Below are 20,259 nucleotides of genomic sequence, written 5' to 3' on the forward strand. Positions count from 1 at the left end.
CGCGTGTCCTTGTTCCCGGAATTTTTCAATTCCGTTGATCCTGCCGCGGATTGAGGCGGGGCTTTTTCGGCTTTGCCTTCAACCATGCAAGCCTTTCGACCTTATGCGGCTTGCCGAACCGCGCAAGGGTGCCGGTGCTGTGCTGCCGATTGTATCGATAGATCGGTTCGGAAATGAATTCGACCTCGTTCGACCAGCATTGGTCAAGCAGGGGATACATCAGCGCGACATCGGTGCAGGTCTCGATCCATTTTCCGTGCTGGTCCAGCAGATCCTCGGGGGTGATCGCGTCATAGAGGACGCGCCGGAAGGTGCGCAGATGGGTCGCATTGAAAAGCTCGACATCGCGCAATGTCTGACCGTCGATTTCCGGGGCGCTGTAGAAATCCTGGGGATTTCTCTTGCCGTTCTGGTCGTGCCAGTTTCCGATGGTCATCAGGCAGGCGGGATTGGCCGCATAGCGTTCGGCGACGACCCGCAGGGCCTGCGGTTCCAGAGAATCGTCCATGTCGACCAGGACGACGACGGTGTTAGGATCGGGGATGTCGACGATGCCGACATGCCGTGCATGGGCCGGCCCCATGTTGGCGCGGACCCGGATCAGCCGGGCATCGGGCAGGATCGCCGAGGCCGCCAGCCGTTCATAGGTGCCGTCATCCGATCCGTCGTCGACCAGGGTCGTTTCATAGGTATAGTTCCCCGGCTGCTGGGTCGCGATGGATCTGAGGCAGGCGGGGACATAATCGCGGCAGTTCCAGCCGTTGACGACGATGTGGAAATGCACCGAACCGTCCGCCCGGACATCCGGGCGCGGGTCGGGCAGGCCCTTGAAGGCCACCTGGCGGCGTGTCGTCAGCGGAACAGGGGTGTTTCCGGTCTTGATCGACACCAGGTCGATGCCTGCGGCGGCAAGGGTGTCGGCATCGAAGCCGCGCGCAAGATGGGCTTCCATCCGGCAGCGGACCAGCCCCTTTTCCAGTTCCGGGCCCAGGTGCGCGTGATAGGTGCCGAAATATTTTTCGGGCCGTTTCCGCGCCTCGTTCCACAGACTGACTTCAAATCTTGCGTTTTCCTTCAGCCACTGGTCCTCGCGCGGCAGCGAATAGAATGGAACGCCCGCCCGCGCCGCGGCGACCGCGAACCACAGGTCGCAGACCCCCTTGGTCTGGAAATCCTTCAACCCGACCTTCAGGGTCGAACTGTGCCAGGCCGTCGTTCCCGTCCCCAGAAGATCGACGAAATGGCCGTTCGCTTTCCGGTAGAAGGTAAAGACGGTTCTCTGGGCAAGATCGTTGAATTCCCCTTCCGGGAAGATCACCCCATGGACGCCCACCACCGAGGACCTGCCCAGCATCTCGATGGCATGCACCATCCTGGCCACATAATCGGGCGGATAGATCAGATCGTCGTCCAGGGTGAAGATATAGGCATCGTCGCCTTGGGGGAGGTCATGAAACTTGCCGTTGTCCCGCAGATCCCCGGCGGCGTCCTGGCTGCGGGTGACGCGGATCTTCGGATGGCGGGCAAAGTCCGGCACATCGTCATAGTCGTTCAGGTACAGAACCAGTTCGTCCAGCTGCGGCAGAATGGATGCGATGCTGGATTGCAGAACCTCGCGACGGGCCGGAAAACTGGCCATGGCGCCCACCATGCGCTGTCCCAGTGACGGAGAGGCGTTCTGCTGCGGCTCGCCCAAGGCGAAGGGGCGTTTCGAAAGCGGAAAGCCGATATGGATGTCGCCCTTCATCCCGTCCTTCGGAGGCTTGTTCTGCTTTTGCCAGGCGGTGAAATTGTCGTCGTAAAGGCGGCGCGGGGCGGAAATCCGCGTCTCCAGGACGCCGTCCTGGAAAGCATAGACCCCGCTTTTCTTGTTCGTGGTCAGCGAATCGCCAAGGGTGCGGGTGTAATACAGTTCGTCCGGCATGGTGATGATCGCATCCAGGCCGAAGTTCCTTTGGATCCTGTATCGGAATTCGATATCCCCGCTGTAGCGGACGGTATCGTACCAGCCCTTGCCCACCAGGACCTCGCGCTTCCACAGCAGGCTGTTCTCGCCCGGTTTCAGTTCCGAGAGGGCTTCACGATAGTCGGCGGACCAGCGGCGCTGCTGCCCCCGGCAGGCCATGGCCTGGGGGTTTTTCTTCAGCGCATCCATCTGCCGCAGGATGCGGTCCGGTGGCATGATGTCGTCGCTGTCGATGATGGTCAGGTAATCGCCCTTCGCATTCATCAATCCGATGTTGCGCGCATAATAGCAACCGAAATTGCGCAGCAGCGATATGACCTGGACCTGGGACCAGGTTTCCGAAATCCGCCGGGCGACCGAAACCGATCCATCGGTGGATCCGTCGTCGATCACCAGGATTTCGACATCCACGCCGTCCTGGGACAGGGCGGAATGGATGGCGCGGGCAATCAGCCCTTCATTGTTATAGCTGGGGATGATGATCGAAACCAATTCCTCGTGGACGGCCGGGCTGTCGCTTTCGATGGGTCCGATCGCATAGAGCCTGTCCAGGAAGGCCGGGTCGTCATGCGATATGCTTTCGACAGGCTGCCCCGACACCGGCCGCGGCGCGGGATCGCGGCCCAGAAGCCTGCCATAGCGTTCGTAATGAGCCCGCGGGGAAAGCCCGCTGAGCGCGACATCGGGATAATGCCGGGCATAGAGATTGGCGTTGAACACTTTGTTTTTCATGGTTCTACCGATGAAGATGTCTTTAGCGACGGCGGCGGGATTTCACTTGCCGGTCAGCTTCGATTTTATTTTCCGTATGGGGGCGGTAATGCGCCAGGACGTGCTGGATAAAAGGGCGGCATTATGGTCGGACAGCTGCTTGACCTGCCTGCGCAGCATCGCCAGTTCGCCCTGCCCGCCATCGCCCTTCTGTTCCAGAAGCTTGGTCAGAATTCCGGTTTCGCGGTAGTGGCTGTCCTTTTCCTGCCTCAGCCTTTCCGTCAGGACTTCGGCAACGCTGTCCTTTTCCTTCTGGATCGTCTCCAGGGCCGACCTGAGGGCGGACACGGAATCGCTCAAGACCTGCTGGTGTTTCTGAAGGTTCCTGTTTTCGTTTTCTCGATCGAAATTCGTCGCCTGAAGTTCCCAGATCTTCCGGTTTCGTGCCTCATAGGCGTCGTTCAATGCCACCAGGTCCTGTTCCGCCTTGTCATGGCGGGTCTGCACTGCGGCATATTCTTTCTGAACCGCGTCAAGCCGCCGGGCGATATTCCCGTTTCGGGCCATGGCAGCCAGACCCTGCCCCAGGCGCCGCAACAACAGGCTGTCCGCCCTGCGAGGGCTGCCGTTCCCGCCCAGAGCAAGGAAATCCCGAGCCGCATCGGTGATGATGTCGTTCTTCAGAATAACCGCAAGGCCCGCCCCGAAATCGAAGAAGAGCAGGGAATGACCGGGAAAATCCTCGACTTTCCTTTTCAGGAACAGCATGGCCTCGTCGGCTTCGCCCAGGCCATGGACGACCAGGCACCCCCCAGGCGCAAGTTTTTCCGTCCAGTCCGCCGGATCGGATCCCTTGTCCCGTGCCAGTTCGCAAAGATCGACAAATAAAAGATCCAGGCTTCCCGGCTGAATATTTGACAGCGCCTCCTCCAGCGTCGCATGAACCCGCAGATCCGCTATGCCTTCATACAGCGTTTCGGCATCATTATCGAATGTCTTCGGTACAGGATTTGGCGTGTTTTCCGAATTGTCCCCAAAGCCGAAGCCGCTGCAACGGCCCTGAATCGAAAACTCCTCGATTGCCTGGCAGATTGCCAGATAGGCCACGCCCTTGCCGATGCCGACGACCGTGCTTTTAGCCGGGCGCACATTCGCCATCAGCCAGAACAGGAAAGGGACATGAAGAAGAAGATCGGATTCTTCCAGGAAACGCGGGCGCACCAGCATCGGCTTGATCACCGAAGACAGAAAAGCCCTGTCCTCTGGGGCCGGCGGAGTCATGGTCGCCTGTGTGATTTTCATGAATCAGATCCTGATATCCTGTGGCCACATGGGCGCGCTGGGTAGTAGCAATGCGGGGTGGCATGTTCAATTAGCTGCCTTTTCTCCCCGAGCTGCATCGGATTATTAGCTAAGGAAAACAGTAACTAACCAAATCCTGCTTCTTGATGCAGGCCGTCGTCTTCAGGCCCGGTCGTCATCCTTGGGGCTGTCTTGGCGCAACTGGCGCAATTCCTGCTCCAGCGAATCCAGGCGGCGTTGCAGGATCGCCAGGGAGAACTGGATGTCCGACAGCTTCGTCGTCAGCCGTCCCTTCGGAACCGGCAGGGAATAGGCGGCCATGGCCGCGCGGCCGCGCGACAGGCGGCTGCGCAGGAAGCGGGCGGTGATCCCGGCGGTGTGGCGCAGGCCCGTATGGCGCAGATGATGAAGACCCAGGCCGATCAGCGACTTTTCCGCCAGGCGATAGCCCGCCGCCCGCGAAAACGTGGCAAAGTCCTTGCGCCGCAGGGCGTGCAGCATGGTCACGGCACGGTTCCCCCGGACATGGCCCTGCGCCACGCCGTCCACGACGCCGTCCGAATAGCCCTGCACGATCGGGACCAGCTTGTCGAACAGCCTGCGCTGCATCTCTCCCTCGGCGCGCAGGCTGACCCAGGACAGTTGCGCCAGCACCCAGGTCAGCAGGGCGGGCGCATAGACATCGTCGCGGCCATGCGATTTCAGCCAGGCGCGGATCGTCGCTTCGTGGTCGAAGATCTTCAGCAGGCGGTCGTCGACCGTGGCCATGGTCTGACCGACCCGCGCCACCCGGTGATGGCACAGCGCCTGCGGAACAAGCGCCACCCGGTTGGCCGACAGGACCGCGAACCAGTGGAAGGGATTATCCTCATAGAAGTAGTCGCCGACCGGAAAACGGATCGCCTCGCGCTCCAGCATGGCGCGGCGATAGATCTTGCGCCAGGGCACCGCGACGAATTCCAGAAGCCACTTGCGGTTCGCGCCTTCGGGGTCGCCTTCCAGATCCCGGATGGCGGTCGCCCCGATGTCGGCCCAGCGGTGGCTGTCGGCAGGTTCCGCCAAGACCCCGGTCTGTTCGTCGAGCAGCCGGTATTGGCACATCGCCAGATCCGCGTCCGCCGCGACCGCTGCCTGATAAAGCCTGCGGAACATGTCGGTGTCGCAGATGTCGTCGCCATCGGCGAATCCCACATAATCGCCGGTCGCCGCATCCAGCCCCGCATTCGCCGCCGAGGCGACGCCGCCGATGGTGTTCCTTTCAAACAGGATCGGCCGGATCCGGTCGTCGCGCCCGGCATAATCGCGGATGATCTGAGCCGTGCTGTCGGTCGATCCGTCATCGACCACGATGATCTCGATATCGGTCATGGTCTGGCCGATCACGCTGTCCAAGCACTGCGCGATATAGCTTTCGATGTTGTAGGCGGTGACGATGACCGAAAGTTTGGGCAAGGGGAATTCTACCTGTTCAGCAGGATGTCGGACAGTTCGGATGCGACCCCTGGGGCGCGGCCATTGCGCATCCTGGCGAAGTCCACCAGGTCGATGCGGGCAATCAGGTCGTCCATGCGCCGGTTATAACGGCTGCGCGCCTCGGGGGCGATCTTGTCGCGCGCCCATTTGTACAGGGTCAGCACGAAGCCCCAGAAGAAATGCGCATACTGGCGGCGCAGGTCCGGTTCCGACAGCAGCAGGTCGTAAAGCTCGTCCAGGGCATCGAACATCTGCAATCGCAGGACGCCCTGCTGGTTGGTCAGGTTCGAACCGCCGGGGTGAACGACATGGGTGCAGATCTCGGCCCGCGACAGCAGGATCCGGCGCGGATACATCAGCGCATGCCAGTGGCCCAGGATGTCGTTGTTCACGCGCGTCGCGCCAAAGCGCAGGCCTGTCTGCCGATAACGGGCGGTGCGCATGATCTTGTTCCAGGGATAGTTGGTAATGACCAGCAATCGGGCGAAATCCTCGGGCGACCCGCAGGCATCCGGCGCGCCCTTCAGCAACGCCTCGAACGCAGCAGAGTCCTTGGGAAGCATGCCGGTGGAATGGGCGATGTCCTGGCGTTCGCTGCGATAGGCCAGGACAGCCACGTCAAGATCGGGTTCGGCGTCCATGCGCGCGATCGTGGGGGCGATGACGTCGCCGTGCAGCCGGTCATCGGCATCGAAGAACAGCACATAGCGGCCCCGCGCATGGTTCCAGCCCAGATTGCGCGCCTGCCCTGCCCCGGCATTCACCGGCTGGAACAGCGCCAGGGTATCGGCACAGTCCAGGGCAAGATTCCGGATCCAGGCATCGCTGCCATCCGTGGACCCGTCATCGACATAGATCGCCTGGATTCGCAGGCCGGGAATGGACCGGATGGTCTCGTTCAGGTCATCCAGATGAGCGACCGCGTTGAAGACCGGAATGACGATGGTCAGGTCGGTGTCTGTCATGGTGCCACGGCCCGAAAGCAGCCCGATGCGGGCCGGATTGCGCCGCATCACTGGCCCAAAAGCCCGACCGATACAACCGCTGTCTTGATGGCGGGCAGGGCATGCAACCCATCTTGCAGGATCAGGGATTTCGCGCGCTTTTCACCCGCCCACCAGACGATGTCCAACGCAGCCTGGCGGCGGAAAATGAAGCACGCGCCAGGATTCGGGCCGGATTTCCGGCTTGCAAAGTTGTGACCCGCATAGCCAGTCAACCGAAAGTTGCAAATCGGCTGAAAACGTCCGACAGCTTCATACTGCCTGAAAATCGCGCTTTTTCCCCAGTGTTCGCGCAATCGGGACAATCGGTCCCGCAGGTCTGTCCCAGACTTTCCAAGCATCCCAGAAGCCGACCTCGCCCGCCTTTCAGGCTCCTTGAAGTCTTCATCTAAGCTATTGTTACAAAGATTCTTTACTTTAACCAGAAAAAGAGCTGGCCCTTCCGTGGCCAACAGGTTTTCTTCACGGGCGATCATGTTCCATTCATGCCAAGAACGATCCCGTCCTGCAAGAAACCCGTTTCCGCCAAGGGGCGATCCGCAATCGTCCCGAAGCCGTTTCAGGATGGCCAAGATGGAAAGTGACGCAACGGCAAGGGCAGGAATTCGCCGACGTTAACTTTTTCTCTACCTGTGCGTGTGAATCCTTTCTACACACCGGCAGCCATCGTGAACTGTACCGATTAGTTCGCTTTCTCCATGCCGCTACCAAAGGAATTCATCGAATGCTGCTGCGCGATCTGCTTGTTGCCCTGCCCGGACTGATCGGATCCACCGGCACTGCGTCCCGTGTCCAGGAACTAGAGGTCCAGGACGCCTCGCAGATCGTCGTGCCGACCGCGGTGACCAGCACCAAGGCCATCGCCCTGCCGGATATCACCGCCTCGTCGGGCTTTCTGGGTCAGGCGATGAGTGACTATTACAAGCAGACCGGTTTTCAACCGCCTGCAACGCCGGAACCCGAGCCGCCCGTCGTCCCGACGCCGGATCCCGATCCCACGCCCCTGCCCTCGCGCACCGAAAACCTGACCGCCGAGGCAGGCCGCGTCCTGACGATCGAACCGACGGACAGCGGGATCGCCAGCATCAAGATCCTGTCCCAGACCAGCCATGGCCATGTCAGCGTCAATCCCGACAAGACCCTGTCCCTGGTCCTGAGCGAGGATCCGGACAATCAGTCCGATACCGCCTTCAGCTATGAGATCACCTATCAGAACGGCAAGACCCAGCAGGTCCAGGCCAAGGTCGACGTGGTCGCGGGCCAGGAATCGGACGGCTGGGGCAAGGGCGATTTCTACATGCTGGAAACCGGCGCGGATGGCCGCGCCGTGGTCGAGCATGGCGAGAACCACCGCAAGGTCTATGTGACCGAAGGTGCCCACGGCCTGACGGCTGCGGAAATCGCGAAGGCCGAAGGCATCGCTGTCAGCAAGGTCACGGGGAAGTGGCTGCTGGAGCATCCCGAATACGGCGCCACGCCCGACAAGGCCCTGGATACCAAGATCGGCATGGAATTGTGGTATGCCTCGACCGGGCGCTCGGTCGGCCCGAATTCGAACTGGCTGCTGTTCGAGCGCGGTTATGACTATGGGGATGTCAACCAGGTCGTGGCCCGCGGCGCCTCGGGCGAGAGCGCGCTGAACCCGATGTATATCGGCGCCTATGGCCAGGGGGACGATCCGCTGATCAGGGGGACGATCAAGATCTTTCAGAGCCCGGTGAGCCACGTCGTCATCCAGAATATCGACACGACGAATGTCAATGCGCTGCTGGGCGAGAACCTGCTGTTCGACAATATCAGCGTCACCCTGGACGGGATGTCCGTGGAGAACGTCAAGAACTTCTCGCTGGTCGATTCCGATATCATCGACGTGGCACGCCTGAAGCCGCTCAACGGTGGAAAGGTCTGGGATGCGGGCGCGAACAAGATCGCCGGCGTCTATGTAGCGAATAGCGACGGCGTTTTCCTGGACGGCAACTTCTTCGACCACAACGGCTGGGCCGACGGATACAACCCGTCCATGTCCATCTCGGGTGCGATGCCGCCCAGCAAGTTCAACCACAACCTCTATGTCCAGAACGACAACCTTGACGTGACGGTGCGCGACAACATCTTCATGCGCGGCTCTTCCTTCGGCGCCCAGATCCGTCCGGGCGGCGTCATCGAGAACAATGCCTTCATCGACAACAATGCCGGCCTGAACTTCTTTGATGGCAAAAACTATACCCTGGCTTTGGGCAATATCGTCACCTCGGCCGGATACAGGCAGCTTTCGATCCTGGATGGCGCACTGTCGATGGGCATCGACAATGTCGGCAAGCAGAGTTCGCTGATCGGCAACATTGTTGCCCACCTGGCCGACCCCAACAACAAAGCCGAACAGGCGATCAAGAAGATCGTCCATACGGCCTTGGCCAGTACCGATGGCTTCGTGAACGACACCATCGTCTATAACTGGACCAGCGGCGGAAAGGCCGGGACGGTGCTGAACACGGCCGGGCTTTCCAAGACGGTTCTGGACCAGACGACCATCCAGAACTTCACCGCCGACCTGCTGGGCAAGAAGACCGCCACGATTTCCGACCTGGCAAACTATCTGCGCGCCCAGGCCGACGGCAAGCTGGACAAGGTCGTCGATGCCGATGTGATCAATGCCTTCTTCCGCAAGGGTTTCGGCCTGGACACCACCCTGCGCGACACCGCCGAGGTCGTGCGCTTCACGCCCGACGACCGGGCCGACGGCTTCCGCTGGGACAACCGGCTGAACTGGTCGACCGAGGATCTGCCGGGCACCCAGGACGGCGACAGCGTCGATCTGGGCGGCAACCGCGTCCTGTTCGGGGCCGAGACCGTGACCGTCGACGACTTCATCTTCGGCAATTTCGGCCAGTTGAAGGCGACCTCGGGCAAGCTGGAGATCACCGGCGACATCTCGACCGGCAAGACCGGCAACCTGCTGCAGATCGACAATGCGGGCCAGGTCTGGATCGACGGCTATCGCGACACCGACCTGCTGTCGGTCGAGCTTGCGGGCGGGCGGCTTGCCAATACCGGCACTTTCGCGGGCAAGACCGCGATCGAGGCGACCCAGGATGCGCAACTTCTGCTGGCCACGTCCGGCGCGCGCTTCGACCTGGCAGCCGGCAGCAGCCTGAAGATCACCGGCGGCAAGGCCAAGGTCGGTTTCGATGGCGGCGACGGCAAGACGGCCACCCTGCAACTGCATGACGACGCGACCCTGTCCTTTGTCGCCAACGCGACCGGGCTGGGCAAGATCTCGGAATTCTATTCCGGCGCCTTCGACACCTCGAAGGTCACCTCGGGCATCCGCCTGGATGGGGATCTGAAGATCGACCTGGCAGGTCTGAACACCCAGAAGGGCGGCACCTGGACGCTGATCGACGCCGACCAGATCATCGGATCCTTCGACGACATCGCCGTCACCGGCCTTGCCAAGAACCAGGACGCCCTGATCCGGGTCGATTATGTCAGGGACGAAGTGGTCCTGGTGGTCGGCGACGCAGGCAAGGGCAGCGGGCAGATCCGCTCCGGCAGTTCCGGCGACGCCGATTTCATCGACTATACCCAGGATGCGGTCCTGAAAACCTTGTGGTCCAATCTTCAGGCTGCCATGCCGCAGGTGACGGACGATCCCATCTGATAAGCTTTCGCGCGCGAAACTTTCGCGTGCGAAACTCTACCGCGCCTGAAGCCAATCATGCAGGTCGCGCAGGAACGCTTCGGTTACGCCCCGTCCGGTCAGAACAGCCCGGCCGGGGCTTGTCTTTAACCGGATTCCTGCGACGACATCCTGGAAGGCGTTTTCCGGCTGAGGCTGGGTTTTTTCCGCGCTATCGGGCCGCAGCGCGGCTTCCAGGACATGCCGTTCCAGGGCGGCGCTGTCAGGCGCGGCGGCCTTCAGGCGATCCCGCAACCGGCCGGCCAGATGGGGATCACCCTGCATGGCCTTGACCAGGGCCAGTCCCAGCTTTTCGGGAATCGCCTCGGGAAAGCGCAACGCGTCGCCCAAGGCCTCGTGCAGGGCCACGAAGGACAGGATCTTTGACCGCTTCGGGGCGGGGGCATGCTGGAACAGCATCCGTACCGCGGCGGCCGGACTGTCGAACACGCCCAGCCGCGCGGCCTCGTGGGCCAGCCTGCCGCGTTCATAAAAGGACAGGTCGGCGCGGATCTCGTTTTCCTCGACCATGGCCAGATAGGCTTCGGGCGCGGCCTCGAAGGGACGCAGCAAGGCCTTGACCGAGGCGAAGCGGCTGTCCCCGGTTTCGCCATGCAGCGCCGTCAAGGCCGCCAGCCGCCGGGCGCCGGAAATCAGCCCATATTGCCCTTCGGACAGGGCCACGACCTCGACCGGCACCTGCTGGCCCCGGTCGCGGATGCTGGCCTTCAGGGAAGCCATGTCCTCGGGGTCCATATGCATCCGGTCGCGCTGAAGATGCGTGGCCTTGACCGAAGGCAACGGCAGATCCAGCACCAGCCGGCCGCTGTCGCGGGCCTGGCGCAATTCGGATGCCAGTTCCTCCAGGGCGGCCTGGGTGGCGGTTTCGGCCGCGATGCGCGCCACGGGGGGAACGGGGGCCGAATGGCCGTCCGTCTCGTGCCCGGCCACCATACCAAAGGCGCTCAGCCGCTTGCGTTTGGCCATCAGTCTTTCCCCTCATTGTTTCGCGTGCGAAACTCAGTCATGCCGGTTCGCCAGTTCCTCGCGCCGCCAGATGCCCAGCAGCAGCGACTTGAAGGCCGCATAGGTGCGGTCGAAGGTCTCGCGGCCGCGGGCATAGGTCTCGCGGTTGAAGTCGCGGTAATCGGCCTCGTAGATGCCATGGACCTGTTCGCCGGCCTGGCCGATCAGCGCGGTGAAGTCCTGCCGGTGCGGCGACAGGGTTGATCCCAGATAGGACTGGATCAGCCCGGCCAGTTCCGCCTGCTGGCCCGCATCGTATCGCGTCATCACCGCGCGCACCGCATCCCATTCGAAATGCAGCTCGTCCCGGCCCAAGGCGCGGGCGGCGACGTTCTCGCTGTCCTCGATGCTGGCGAAGGTCGAATGCAGCATGTCGAAGAAGCGTCCGGTGGATTCGAATTCCAGGAAGGACGCCCCGAAGGGCACCAGGACGATATCCGCCGCAGCCAGCCCGTTGATGGTCAGATAGCCAAGCGCCGGCGGCGTATCCAGGAAGATCAGGTCGTAGCGGTCCAGCACCCCGTCGGCGGCCAGCGTCTCGGTCAGCGCGTCCCACAGCTTCCACCCGCGCGAGGCCATGCGCCAGACGGGAATCTGGAATTCCGCCCAATACAGGTTCAACTGCGCGCCGATCAGGTCGATATTCGGCCAATGGGTCGACCGGATCAGGTCGCTTGCCGTGATCTTCAGCGCATCCGACAGGCTGTCGTCCAGGGCCACCGGCGGGTCGCCCCGGTCGATGCGGCGCTGATTGTCGATGCGCAGCGTTTCGGCGTAATGGCGCGCCAGCAGCGGAAAGACGGTCTGCCATTCATCCTCGACCTGCGCCCCGAAGATCGAGGACAGCGATCCCTGGCTGTCCAGGTCGATCATCAGCACCTTGTAGCCGTCAAGCGCCGCCGACATCGCCAGATGCGCGCAGGTGCTTGTCTTGCCGACGCCGCCCTTGAAATTCGCTATCGCCACGATCTTGGCGGGGAGGCCCTTGGGCCGATAGGGCAGGTATTCCTTGGACTTCGACCCTTCGGCGCCGAAATGGGCGCGCAGCCGCTGCACCTCGTCCAGCGTGAACCACTTGGCGCCGCCCTCGGTCTCGGACCGGCCCTGCGGCAGGTCGTGGTTCTGGCGCAGCACGCGCCGGAAATGCTGCGGCGCGACCGGGATCAGATAGCGCGTGATCTCCCAGGTGGAGAACAGCCGCAGCTTGCGGGTGCCGTTTTCCTCCAGGCCGCGGCCGACCAGATCCTGGCGACCGCGGCGATAATTGGCAGCGATCCGGGCCAGGCCTTCGGTGCCGGTCGGCTCGTCCAGCATCGACAGGGCGCGATCGGGCGAGATGTTGAAATAGGGGGGAACGTCTTGGCCGCTCATCGCAGATCCGCCTCATGTGCCGGTTTTTTGGTATCATACCCGTAAAGTCGATACATGCACGGATTTTCGTAATCTCTTTGCTGTTTTCCCGGAAAAATCCCGCATCTTCCTGCGGCCCTGTTGCAATTTCACCAGCCCTGACATGTTAGAATCCAGTTATTATTAAGTTAAGCCTCGGGAAACCCTGTCCCGATCCTGTGCATCCTGCTGATTTGATGGACGGTTTTCGAGGCTCTTTCGGTCTTGGGTGAATCCGATCCCACGATAAGGCGACTCTGATCCCACGTCGCGGCGAATCCGATCCCCCGAAACAATCGCCGCCCTGGGGATGGCACTCGCTGGACGGGCCGCTTGTGGATAACTAGGATGGCGTCAATGAAACGACGAAGCCGGTCGGGCCGGGGGCCTTGGCCGCGGAATGGGACAGGAAGGGCAAGGAGGCATGGCCGGATCATCCCAGGCGTCGGCACTGGCCGGGACGGGCCTTGTCCAGGATTTCTTCGTCTGCGATTTCTTTGCCGCAGTGCCCAAGCACGACCTTGCCTCGATGGAACATCCGATCTTTTCGCTGTCCACGCGGCCCGACCGTCGGGTGGTGAGCTATGAACACAACGGCGCCACCCTGACCGTGACCCCCAGCGTCAAGGGCCGGGCGACGATCTTCGATGCCGATATCCTGATCTTCTGCATCAGCCAGCTGATGGCCGCGCTGAACCAGGGCCGGGCCGTGTCGCGCCGGCTGTCGCTGACCGCCCATGACCTGTTGCAGGCCACCCAACGCGAAACCTCGGGCGATGGCTACAAGCGGCTGCGCGATGCCTTCGAACGGCTGGCGGGCACCCGCATCACCACCAACATCGTCACCGGCGGTCAGGACATCACCCATGGCTTCGGCCTGATCGAGGCCTGGGAGATCGTCCGCAAGACCCGCGCGGGCCGGATGATCTCGGTTACCATCACCCTGTCGGAATGGCTGTTCAATGCGGTCCTGTCCCGGTCTGTCCTGACGCTGAGCCGCGATTATTTTCGCATGCGAAAACCGCTCGAGCGGCGGATCTACGAGCTGGCGCGCAAGCATTGCGGGCGCCAGGCGGAATGGTCCGTATCGGTCGCCACCCTGGCCAAGAAGACCGGCTCGACCAGCCCGACCCGCGTTTTCCGCGCCATGCTGCGAGAGATGATCCGCGAGAACCGCCTGCCGGACTATGTCCTGTCCGAAGAGCCGGGCGACATCCTGCGCGTCGTCCCCCGCGCCTCGGTGATCGAGCCGGGCAAAGGCCCGCATCTGCGCCCCGAGACCCTGGACCAGGTCCGCGCCCTGATGCCCGGCGCCGATGTCCATGCGCTTCAGGCGGAATGGCGCGGTTGGTGGGCGGCGACCGGCAGGCCCCGGCTGCGCAGTGCCGACCGGGCGTTCCTGGGCTGGGTCAGGACGAAGGGCGCCTGAATGCTGGATTGCGTCTTCGCGCGGTGGCAGCCGACGATCGGCGATCCGACCTGGCAGGGCTGGGCGACGGTGCTGGTTTACCTGGCCACCGCCGCCCTGGCCTTCCGGGCCGGCCGCGCAAGCTTTCCCCCCGCCACGCGGGCGCGGGAACGGGCCTTCTGGGGCCTGACCCTGCTGCTGTTGCTGGCGCTTGCCGTCAACAAGCAGCTTGACCTGCAATCGGCCGTGACGGCGGCCGGGCGCTGCCTGGCCCTGGCGCAGGGCTGGTACGGGCAGCGGCGCCTGCTGCAACTGGGCTTCCTGATCGTGCTGGCCCTGCTGGCGGCGGTCTTCCTGGCGGTCCTCTTGCGGATGCTTCGCGGCAGTTGGTCGCGCAGCGCCCTGCCGGTGATCGGCATGGTTTTCGTCTGCACCTTCGTGCTGATGCGCGCCGTGGGCTTTCACCATATCGACCGGCTTCTGGGCCTGACCATGGGCCTGCCGGTCCTGAGCCTGCGCGCCAACACCGCCCTGGAATGGTCCGGCCCGGCGCTGATTTCCCTGGGAGCCGTGCGGATTTTTCGGCTATCAGGGCGCTAAGTCCTCCGCCCGTTCCTTGCCCTTGTTCCGATAGCCGTCATCATGCCTTCTTCCGTCGCCGTCATCGTCGTCAACTATGGAACCGCCGATCTAGCCATCGCCGCCGTGGACAGCGTCCTGGCGCGCGATCACGGCGCCCATCCGGTCCAGGTTCATCTGCTGGACAACGCCTCGCCCGGCGGGGACGGCGCAGTGCTGGCCGAGGCCCATGCCGCGCGCGGATGGGGGGGGCGCGTCACCCTGTGGCTGGAAAAGGAAAATCACGGTTTCGGGCGCGGCAACAACGTCGTTCTGCGCGCGCTGTGGGACAGCCCGGCACCGCCCGATTACGTCTTCCTGCTGAACCCCGACGCGCAACTGGAAAACGACGCGATCGCCATCCTGGCCGACCGCCTGGATGCGGAACCGCAGGCGGCAGCGGCGGGGGCGGGGATCGCCCTGCCATCGGGCGTGCCGGTCTCGGCCGCCTTCCGCTTTCCCTCGGCGCGCAGCGAATTCATCGAGGCGGTGAATTTCGGCCCTCTGACCCGGCTGTTCCAGGACAGCAAGGTCGCCCTGCCTGCCGATCATTCCGACGGTCCGGTCGACTGGGTTTCGGGCGCGGCAGTGATGATGCGCCTGCCGGTGCTGCGATCCCTAGATGGCTTCGACCCGGATTTCTTCCTCTATTACGAAGAGGTCGAGTTGATGTTTCGCATGCGAAAATCGGGGCATGAGGTTCTGTATGTTCCTGCCGCCCGCGTCAGGCATGCCGAAGGCATGGCCACCGATGTTCGGAGCGGTCCTGTCCGCAAGGCCAAGCCCGCCTATTGGTACGATTCCTGGCGATTTTACTATCTCAAGACCCGCGGCCGTTCCGGGGCCGTCGCGGCAGGCCTGGCCTGGATGGCAGGGGCAGGGCTGAATGCGCCGCTGGCGGCGTTGCGCGGCCACAGGCTTCGTGCGCCGAAGGGTTTTTTCCGCGACTTCATCCGGCTGGTCATGCGCCCGCTGCTGTTTGCATGACGAGAACCCGGCGGGCGCGGGGTATCGGCCTCTGGGCGATCGCCTGCCCCGTGGACGGAACGAGGGAATCGCTCATTTGAGCCGGCAGCGCCAAAAATCCTGCTTGCCAGGCTCAAGAAGGCTGTGAACCCGCCGACCTGGTGGTATGTCGGACGCAAAACGCGGCTAGGGTTTAGATATTGAAACTGTCGAGACATTTTCAGGGCGAGGGGCTGCGCAGCCGTGCGATGCGCGGCGTCGCCATCAGCTTGGGAACCACGGTCGCGCAGCAGCTGATCCGGCTCGGCTCGAACCTGATCCTGACACGGCTGCTGTTTCCCGAAGCATTCGGGCTGATGGCACTGGTCCAGACCTTCATGACCGGGCTGGCGATGTTTTCCGACATCGGCATCGGCCCCTCGATCATCCAGAACCGGCGCGGCGAGGACCCGGATTTTCTCAATACCGCCTGGACGATCCAGATCGGACGGGGCGTGATCCTGTGGCTGTGCGCCTGCGCGCTGGCCTGGCCCGCAGCCCAATTCTACAACGAGCCGCAACTGCTGTCGCTGATGCCGGCCGTGGGGCTGACGGCGCTTATCGCGGGTTTCCAGACCACCAAGACCGTGGTGGCCAACCGCCAGCTCCGGCTGGGGCAGCAGTCCGTGATCAGTCTCGCCACCCAATGCGTCGGCATTCTGGTCATGGTGACCCTTGCCTGGATCTGGCCCTCGGTCTGGGCACTGGTGATCGGCTCGCTGTTCAGCGGCCTGCTGGGGATGCTGGCCGGACATGTCTTCATGCCGGGCGTGCCGAACCGGCTGCGGTGGGATCCGTCGGCCGCGCGGGCCCTGATGTCGTTCGGCCGCTACATCTTCCTCAGCACGCTGGCAGGCTTCATCGTCAACCAGAGCGACAAGGTGCTGATGGGCAAGCTGGTCGGTTTCGGCGATCTGGGGGTCTATAACATCGCCTTCTTCATGGCGAGCTTTCCGGGGATGCTGGGCGATATGCTGGCCAGCCGGATCCTGTTCCCCCTTTATCGCGAAATCCGCCCTTCCGAGAGCGCATCGAGCCGTCGCCGGATCGGGCGGGCGCGAATGCTGCTGGCAGGCACGTTGATCGTCATGTCGGGCAGCCTGGCGGTGATCGGCGATTGGCTGATCGGGCTGCTTTACGACCCGCGCTATGCCGCCGCCGGGCCGATGATGGTCATCCTGTCGATCATGGCCTTTCCCGGCGCGCTGATCAGGGGCAACGCGCAGCTTCTGCTGGCCGAGGGGAATTCGCGCGACTTCGCGACCCTGACGGTGATCCAGGCCGTGCTGACCCTTGTCTATATGCTGGTGGGCTTCTGGCTGCTGGGGCTGTTCGGCATCCTGCTGGTCAGCGGATTGATCGTGATCACCATCTATCCCCTGCAACAATTCTTCCTCAGCCGCCACAACGGCACCGACCTGCGCCGGGATGCGGTCCTTGCCCTGGTCGGTCTCGCCTTCGCCGCTCTGGCGATCTGGGTAAACTGGGAAGTGCTGCGCGACTTCGTCCTGATGTCGCGCGCGACGGCGCCCGCTCTGACGGATGTCTGGACGGCGCAAGACGTGTTCGGGACGAACGGAAGCTGATAAGACCGATGCCCTATGCCCAGAAGCGTCGGCGGGTCAGGGTCACGAAATTGCGGACGGTCTCGAGGCTTTCCTCTTCTTTCCGCTGCAGGTCCTGCAGAAGCAGATGGCGGGTGGCGCGGGCATGGTCGAGTTCGGCGGGATCGGTCCCATAGGCAATGCCAAGCCTTCCGTTCGGATGCTGTCCCGCCCATTCCTCCCTGGAAGCGAACATGCCCGGCACGACCACGCTGGTGCAGCCGCAGATCGCGGCGAACTGCGAATACATCGTCGCTTCGTCATAGGAATAGAAGGTATCGCAGCGATTGAAGATGTCGTTGATCTCGGCATGGGACAGGCCGTCGATCCGGATTGCATCAGGCGCTTCCGTTTCCGGGATGCGTGGCTTGTCCTTTCCCTTCCGCACCATGTAGCAGACGCCCTTGCGGTCGGGGCGGTTCTCGTTGCGGTAAGCCGGATTGATCTTCCACAAATGAAGATCCGGCGCACCGCCGGTTATGTCCGGCACATCCGACATGGCTCCGGCGCGGAAGAACATTTCGTCAGGGCCGAAGCTGGAAGGATGCAAAAGATCGGGCTTGTAAAGAAGCCATCGCACGACGTTCCGCGCCTTCAGCGGATTGCCCTGTACAAGCTCGGGATAGATCACGATCGAGTCCGCGGACAGATCCCGCCGATGCGCAATGGGTGTGTCCAGCAGCGGGTTGGTGAGCATTGGCTGCGGCCGCAACCAGTTGCGCAGGCGTTGGCGGCGGCCACGGTTATAGATCGGCGCTCCCTTCCACAGAAAGGCGCGTTCCTCCAGCCGGTTCAGTTCATGCACCAGATTGTGCATGAAGATCACGCCGCCGATGTTTTCGTCCCAGGAAAACGTGTAGATGATATAATTCCGTTTATCGGCCAAGCTGATTTTCCCTGGCCAGATATTCCCGTTCCAACTCCAGCAAGTCGCGCTTGCGGTCGCGGAGCTTTCGGGCCGGGTTTCCTACACAGATCGACCATGCCTCTGTCGATTGCAGGACAAGCGACAGGGCGCCTATGGCAGTTCCCTCTGCCAAGGTCACACCGGGACAGATTATGCTTCCTGCTCCCACGATTGCATGGCGACCGATTTCGACCTTGGCGAATTTCTCGGACTTCCATTGCGCGGGAACTGTCGGATTGGTCATGGTCTGCCCACTGTAATCGTCGGACTGCGAGAATGCCTTTACGCCATAGGCAAATCCTGAAAAATCTCCGAAAACTATTCCCGGCTTTCCGCCGGCGACCAGACAGAATGGAGCCAGGTGAACATTTCTTCCCAGTTCCACCGTCCCCGACACCACACAGAAATCGTCGATGCGGCTGTTGTCGCCGATCCGCATCTGCTCGGCCCCATAGATGGCCGCCTTGTCGCTGATCTTCACGTTCACGCCAAGCTCGGCGAAGCCCATCGCGCGCAGCGCATCTTCCGAAAGGTAAGCCATTTCCTCAGACCTCAGGCATTCACGCTCAGCCAGCTTCGCGTGACATCGATCACGCGGTCGATCTCGTCGCCCAGCGTGAAATACAGGGGCAGGCGGACCAGGCGGGAATAGGTGTCGTCGGTCACCGGCAGCTCGCCCTCGGCGCGTCCGAACCGGCGTCCGCCCGGCGCGCTGTGCAGGGGGACATAATGGAACGGGGCAATGATCCCGGCCTCGCGCAGATGCCCGATCAGCGCATCGCGATCGTCGATATCCCGCATCAGAAGATAGAACATGTGGCCGTTGCCGGTCACGTCGTCAGGGTGCCAGGGCAGGACGACCCGCTCCTGCTGCGCCAGATCGGCGAAAGCGTTCCGGTAACGGTCGAAAAGGCCAAGGCGGGTCCGGCGGATCGTTTCTTCCTGTTCAAGCTGGGCGAACAGGAAGGCTGCGACCAGTTCGCCGGGAAGAAAGGACGAGCCGATATCGACCCAGGTATACTTGTCCACCTGACCTCTCAGGAAGCGCGACCTGTTCGTGCCCTTCTCCCTGATGATCTCGGCCCGTTCGACAAGATCCCGCCGGTTCACCGTGATGGCGCCGCCTTCGCCGCTGATGATGTTCTTGGTCTCGTGAAAGCTGAAGGCGGCGATGTCTCCCAGGCTGCCGGCCGGCCGTCCCTTGTAGGTCGAGCCGAGCGCCTGGGCCGCGTCCTCGACTACCATCAGGCCGTGGGCCTGTGCGATCTGGTTCAGGCGGTCCATCTCGGCCGGGAAGCCGGCATAATGGACGGCGAAGATCGCACGGGTCTGCGGCGTGATTGCGGTCTCGATCTTGTCGGGGTCGATATTCAGGCTGCGCCGATCGATATCCACGAATACCGGCGTGGCGCCACGCAAGGCAACGGCATTCGCCGTGGAGACAAAGGTGAACGAGGGCATGATGACCTCATCCCCTGGCTTCAGGTCGCACAGGATGGCCGCCATCTCGAGTGCGGCGGTACAAGAGTGGGTCAGCAGCGCAGCGGGTGAACCAGCCAGTTCGGCGATGCGTTCGTTACAACGCTTGGTGAAGTGGCCGTCTCCGGACAACTGGCCCCGTTCGAGAGCTTCCTCAAGAAACGAAAACTCGCGTCCAACCACCGAAGGCTTGTTGAAAGGAATACGGTTTATCATACTAATCCCACTTACCTCCTAGGGCAGCTCAAGTCCTTAAAATCCATCCGGCGGTTCGGCAAGCGGGTAGATATGGTGCCGTTCAGCAGCTCGTCGCGGAACTTCGAGCCGAGACTTCCACAGTATCCGTTCCCTGTTGCAGAGCGCCAGCCACGAACCGCTTGCAGCATGAAAAAGCTTGTTGTCCTGCCTCCTGACGCGCGGCGACCGGACGCGCCCATCGGGCGGAACTCTGTTGCTCCAAGCTCTGTTCGATAGCAGAACCCGGAAGGATCCTGCCCATGCAAAGCGCATCACCCCCCATCGATCTGCCCGACGATGTTCGTCGCGGCCTGGACATTGCCGCCAGCGAAGCGGGCAAGACCCCGTCCGAGATCGTCCTCGAAGCTTTGGACCGGTTCGGGATCGAGCGCCTGACCGAGGACCAGTTTCAAAAACGCATGACAGGTTCGCAATAAGGGCGGCAGGCTGG

General features: G+C 62.5%; 16 protein-coding genes. 6 read left to right on the top strand and 10 right to left on the bottom strand.

What is annotated here, in order from left to right; genetic code table 11:
• Positions 1 to 25: 25 nt before the first annotated feature.
• The 5 genes from ACTJI6_RS14435 to ACTJI6_RS14455 form a co-directional block, all read right to left on the bottom strand.
• The gene (locus ACTJI6_RS14435; RefSeq protein WP_440801657.1) at positions 26 to 2,698 is read right to left on the bottom strand and encodes a glycosyltransferase; all 2,673 of its coding nucleotides are present in this window, start codon (positions 2,696 to 2,698) and stop codon (positions 26 to 28) included.
• Between the two features lie 42 nt (positions 2,699 to 2,740).
• Positions 2,741 to 3,979 (bottom strand): class I SAM-dependent methyltransferase, encoded by a 1,239-nt coding sequence (locus ACTJI6_RS14440; RefSeq protein ID WP_440801659.1) that lies wholly within the window; start codon positions 3,977 to 3,979, stop codon positions 2,741 to 2,743.
• A 162-nt stretch (positions 3,980 to 4,141) separates the two neighbouring features.
• Positions 4,142 to 5,431, bottom strand: a complete 1,290-nt coding sequence (locus tag ACTJI6_RS14445) for a glycosyltransferase family 2 protein (protein ID WP_440801661.1) — start codon at positions 5,429 to 5,431, stop codon at positions 4,142 to 4,144.
• Between the two features lie 8 nt (positions 5,432 to 5,439).
• A complete protein-coding gene (locus ACTJI6_RS14450; RefSeq protein WP_440801662.1) occupies positions 5,440 to 6,417 on the bottom strand; it encodes a glycosyltransferase family 2 protein in 978 nt (325 codons plus the stop codon).
• 47 nt (positions 6,418 to 6,464) lie between these two features.
• On the bottom strand, positions 6,465 to 6,932 hold the full coding sequence (locus ACTJI6_RS14455) for a hypothetical protein (RefSeq protein WP_440801665.1): 468 nt from the start codon (positions 6,930 to 6,932) through the stop codon (positions 6,465 to 6,467).
• Positions 6,933 to 7,180: 248 nt separating this feature from the next.
• Between ACTJI6_RS14455 and ACTJI6_RS14460 the strand changes: the two genes are divergently transcribed.
• A complete protein-coding gene (locus ACTJI6_RS14460) occupies positions 7,181 to 10,117 on the top strand; it encodes a right-handed parallel beta-helix repeat-containing protein (RefSeq protein WP_440801668.1) in 2,937 nt (978 codons plus the stop codon).
• 36 nt (positions 10,118 to 10,153) lie between these two features.
• Here the strand turns inward: ACTJI6_RS14460 and ACTJI6_RS14465 are convergent, their stop codons facing one another.
• The gene (locus ACTJI6_RS14465) at positions 10,154 to 11,122 is read right to left on the bottom strand and encodes a ParB/RepB/Spo0J family partition protein (RefSeq protein WP_440801670.1); all 969 of its coding nucleotides are present in this window, start codon (positions 11,120 to 11,122) and stop codon (positions 10,154 to 10,156) included.
• Positions 11,123 to 11,155: 33 nt separating this feature from the next.
• Positions 11,156 to 12,532, bottom strand: coding sequence for an AAA family ATPase (locus ACTJI6_RS14470; protein ID WP_440801671.1), 1,377 nt, complete (start codon positions 12,530 to 12,532; stop codon positions 11,156 to 11,158).
• A gap of 442 nt (positions 12,533 to 12,974) precedes the next feature.
• On the opposite strand from ACTJI6_RS14470, the gene ACTJI6_RS14475 reads away from it, so the two are divergent.
• The 4 genes from ACTJI6_RS14475 to ACTJI6_RS14490 all read left to right on the top strand — a co-directional run bounded on the left by ACTJI6_RS14475 (position 12,975) and on the right by ACTJI6_RS14490 (position 17,167).
• Positions 12,975 to 13,979: a replication initiator protein A gene (locus tag ACTJI6_RS14475; protein ID WP_440801673.1), complete on the top strand. Its 1,005-nt coding sequence runs from the start codon at positions 12,975 to 12,977 to the stop codon at positions 13,977 to 13,979.
• Entirely contained in the window at positions 13,980 to 14,558 is a 579-nt protein-coding gene (locus ACTJI6_RS14480; protein ID WP_440801675.1) for an isopropylmalate isomerase, read from the top strand.
• 42 nt (positions 14,559 to 14,600) lie between these two features.
• Positions 14,601 to 15,563 (top strand): glycosyltransferase family 2 protein, encoded by a 963-nt coding sequence (locus ACTJI6_RS14485; protein ID WP_440801677.1) that lies wholly within the window; start codon positions 14,601 to 14,603, stop codon positions 15,561 to 15,563.
• Between the two features lie 179 nt (positions 15,564 to 15,742).
• The gene (locus tag ACTJI6_RS14490; protein ID WP_440801678.1) at positions 15,743 to 17,167 is read left to right on the top strand and encodes an oligosaccharide flippase family protein; all 1,425 of its coding nucleotides are present in this window, start codon (positions 15,743 to 15,745) and stop codon (positions 17,165 to 17,167) included.
• Positions 17,168 to 17,180: 13 nt separating this feature from the next.
• On the opposite strand, the gene ACTJI6_RS14495 is transcribed toward ACTJI6_RS14490, so the two are convergent.
• From ACTJI6_RS14495 to rffA, 3 genes are read right to left on the bottom strand one after another with little or no spacing between them, the layout of a single operon-like run.
• Positions 17,181 to 18,071, bottom strand: a complete 891-nt coding sequence (locus ACTJI6_RS14495; protein WP_440801679.1) for a hypothetical protein — start codon at positions 18,069 to 18,071, stop codon at positions 17,181 to 17,183.
• Entirely contained in the window at positions 18,061 to 18,633 is a 573-nt protein-coding gene (locus tag ACTJI6_RS14500; protein ID WP_440801680.1) for an acyltransferase, read from the bottom strand. Before ACTJI6_RS14500 ends, ACTJI6_RS14495 begins: the two co-directional genes overlap by 11 nt.
• A gap of 11 nt (positions 18,634 to 18,644) precedes the next feature.
• Complete coding sequence (gene rffA / locus ACTJI6_RS14505; protein ID WP_440801683.1) at positions 18,645 to 19,787, bottom strand: dTDP-4-amino-4,6-dideoxygalactose transaminase; 1,143 nt, start codon at positions 19,785 to 19,787, stop codon at positions 18,645 to 18,647.
• Positions 19,788 to 20,068: 281 nt separating this feature from the next.
• On the opposite strand from rffA, the gene ACTJI6_RS14510 reads away from it, so the two are divergent.
• A complete protein-coding gene (locus ACTJI6_RS14510) occupies positions 20,069 to 20,245 on the top strand; it encodes a hypothetical protein (protein WP_440801684.1) in 177 nt (58 codons plus the stop codon).
• Positions 20,246 to 20,259 lie beyond the last annotated feature (14 nt).

Origin of the sequence: Paracoccus sp. 22332, assembly GCF_052045125.1 — a bacterium.
GTDB classification, from domain to species: Bacteria; Pseudomonadota; Alphaproteobacteria; order Rhodobacterales; family Rhodobacteraceae; genus Paracoccus; species Paracoccus haematequi_A.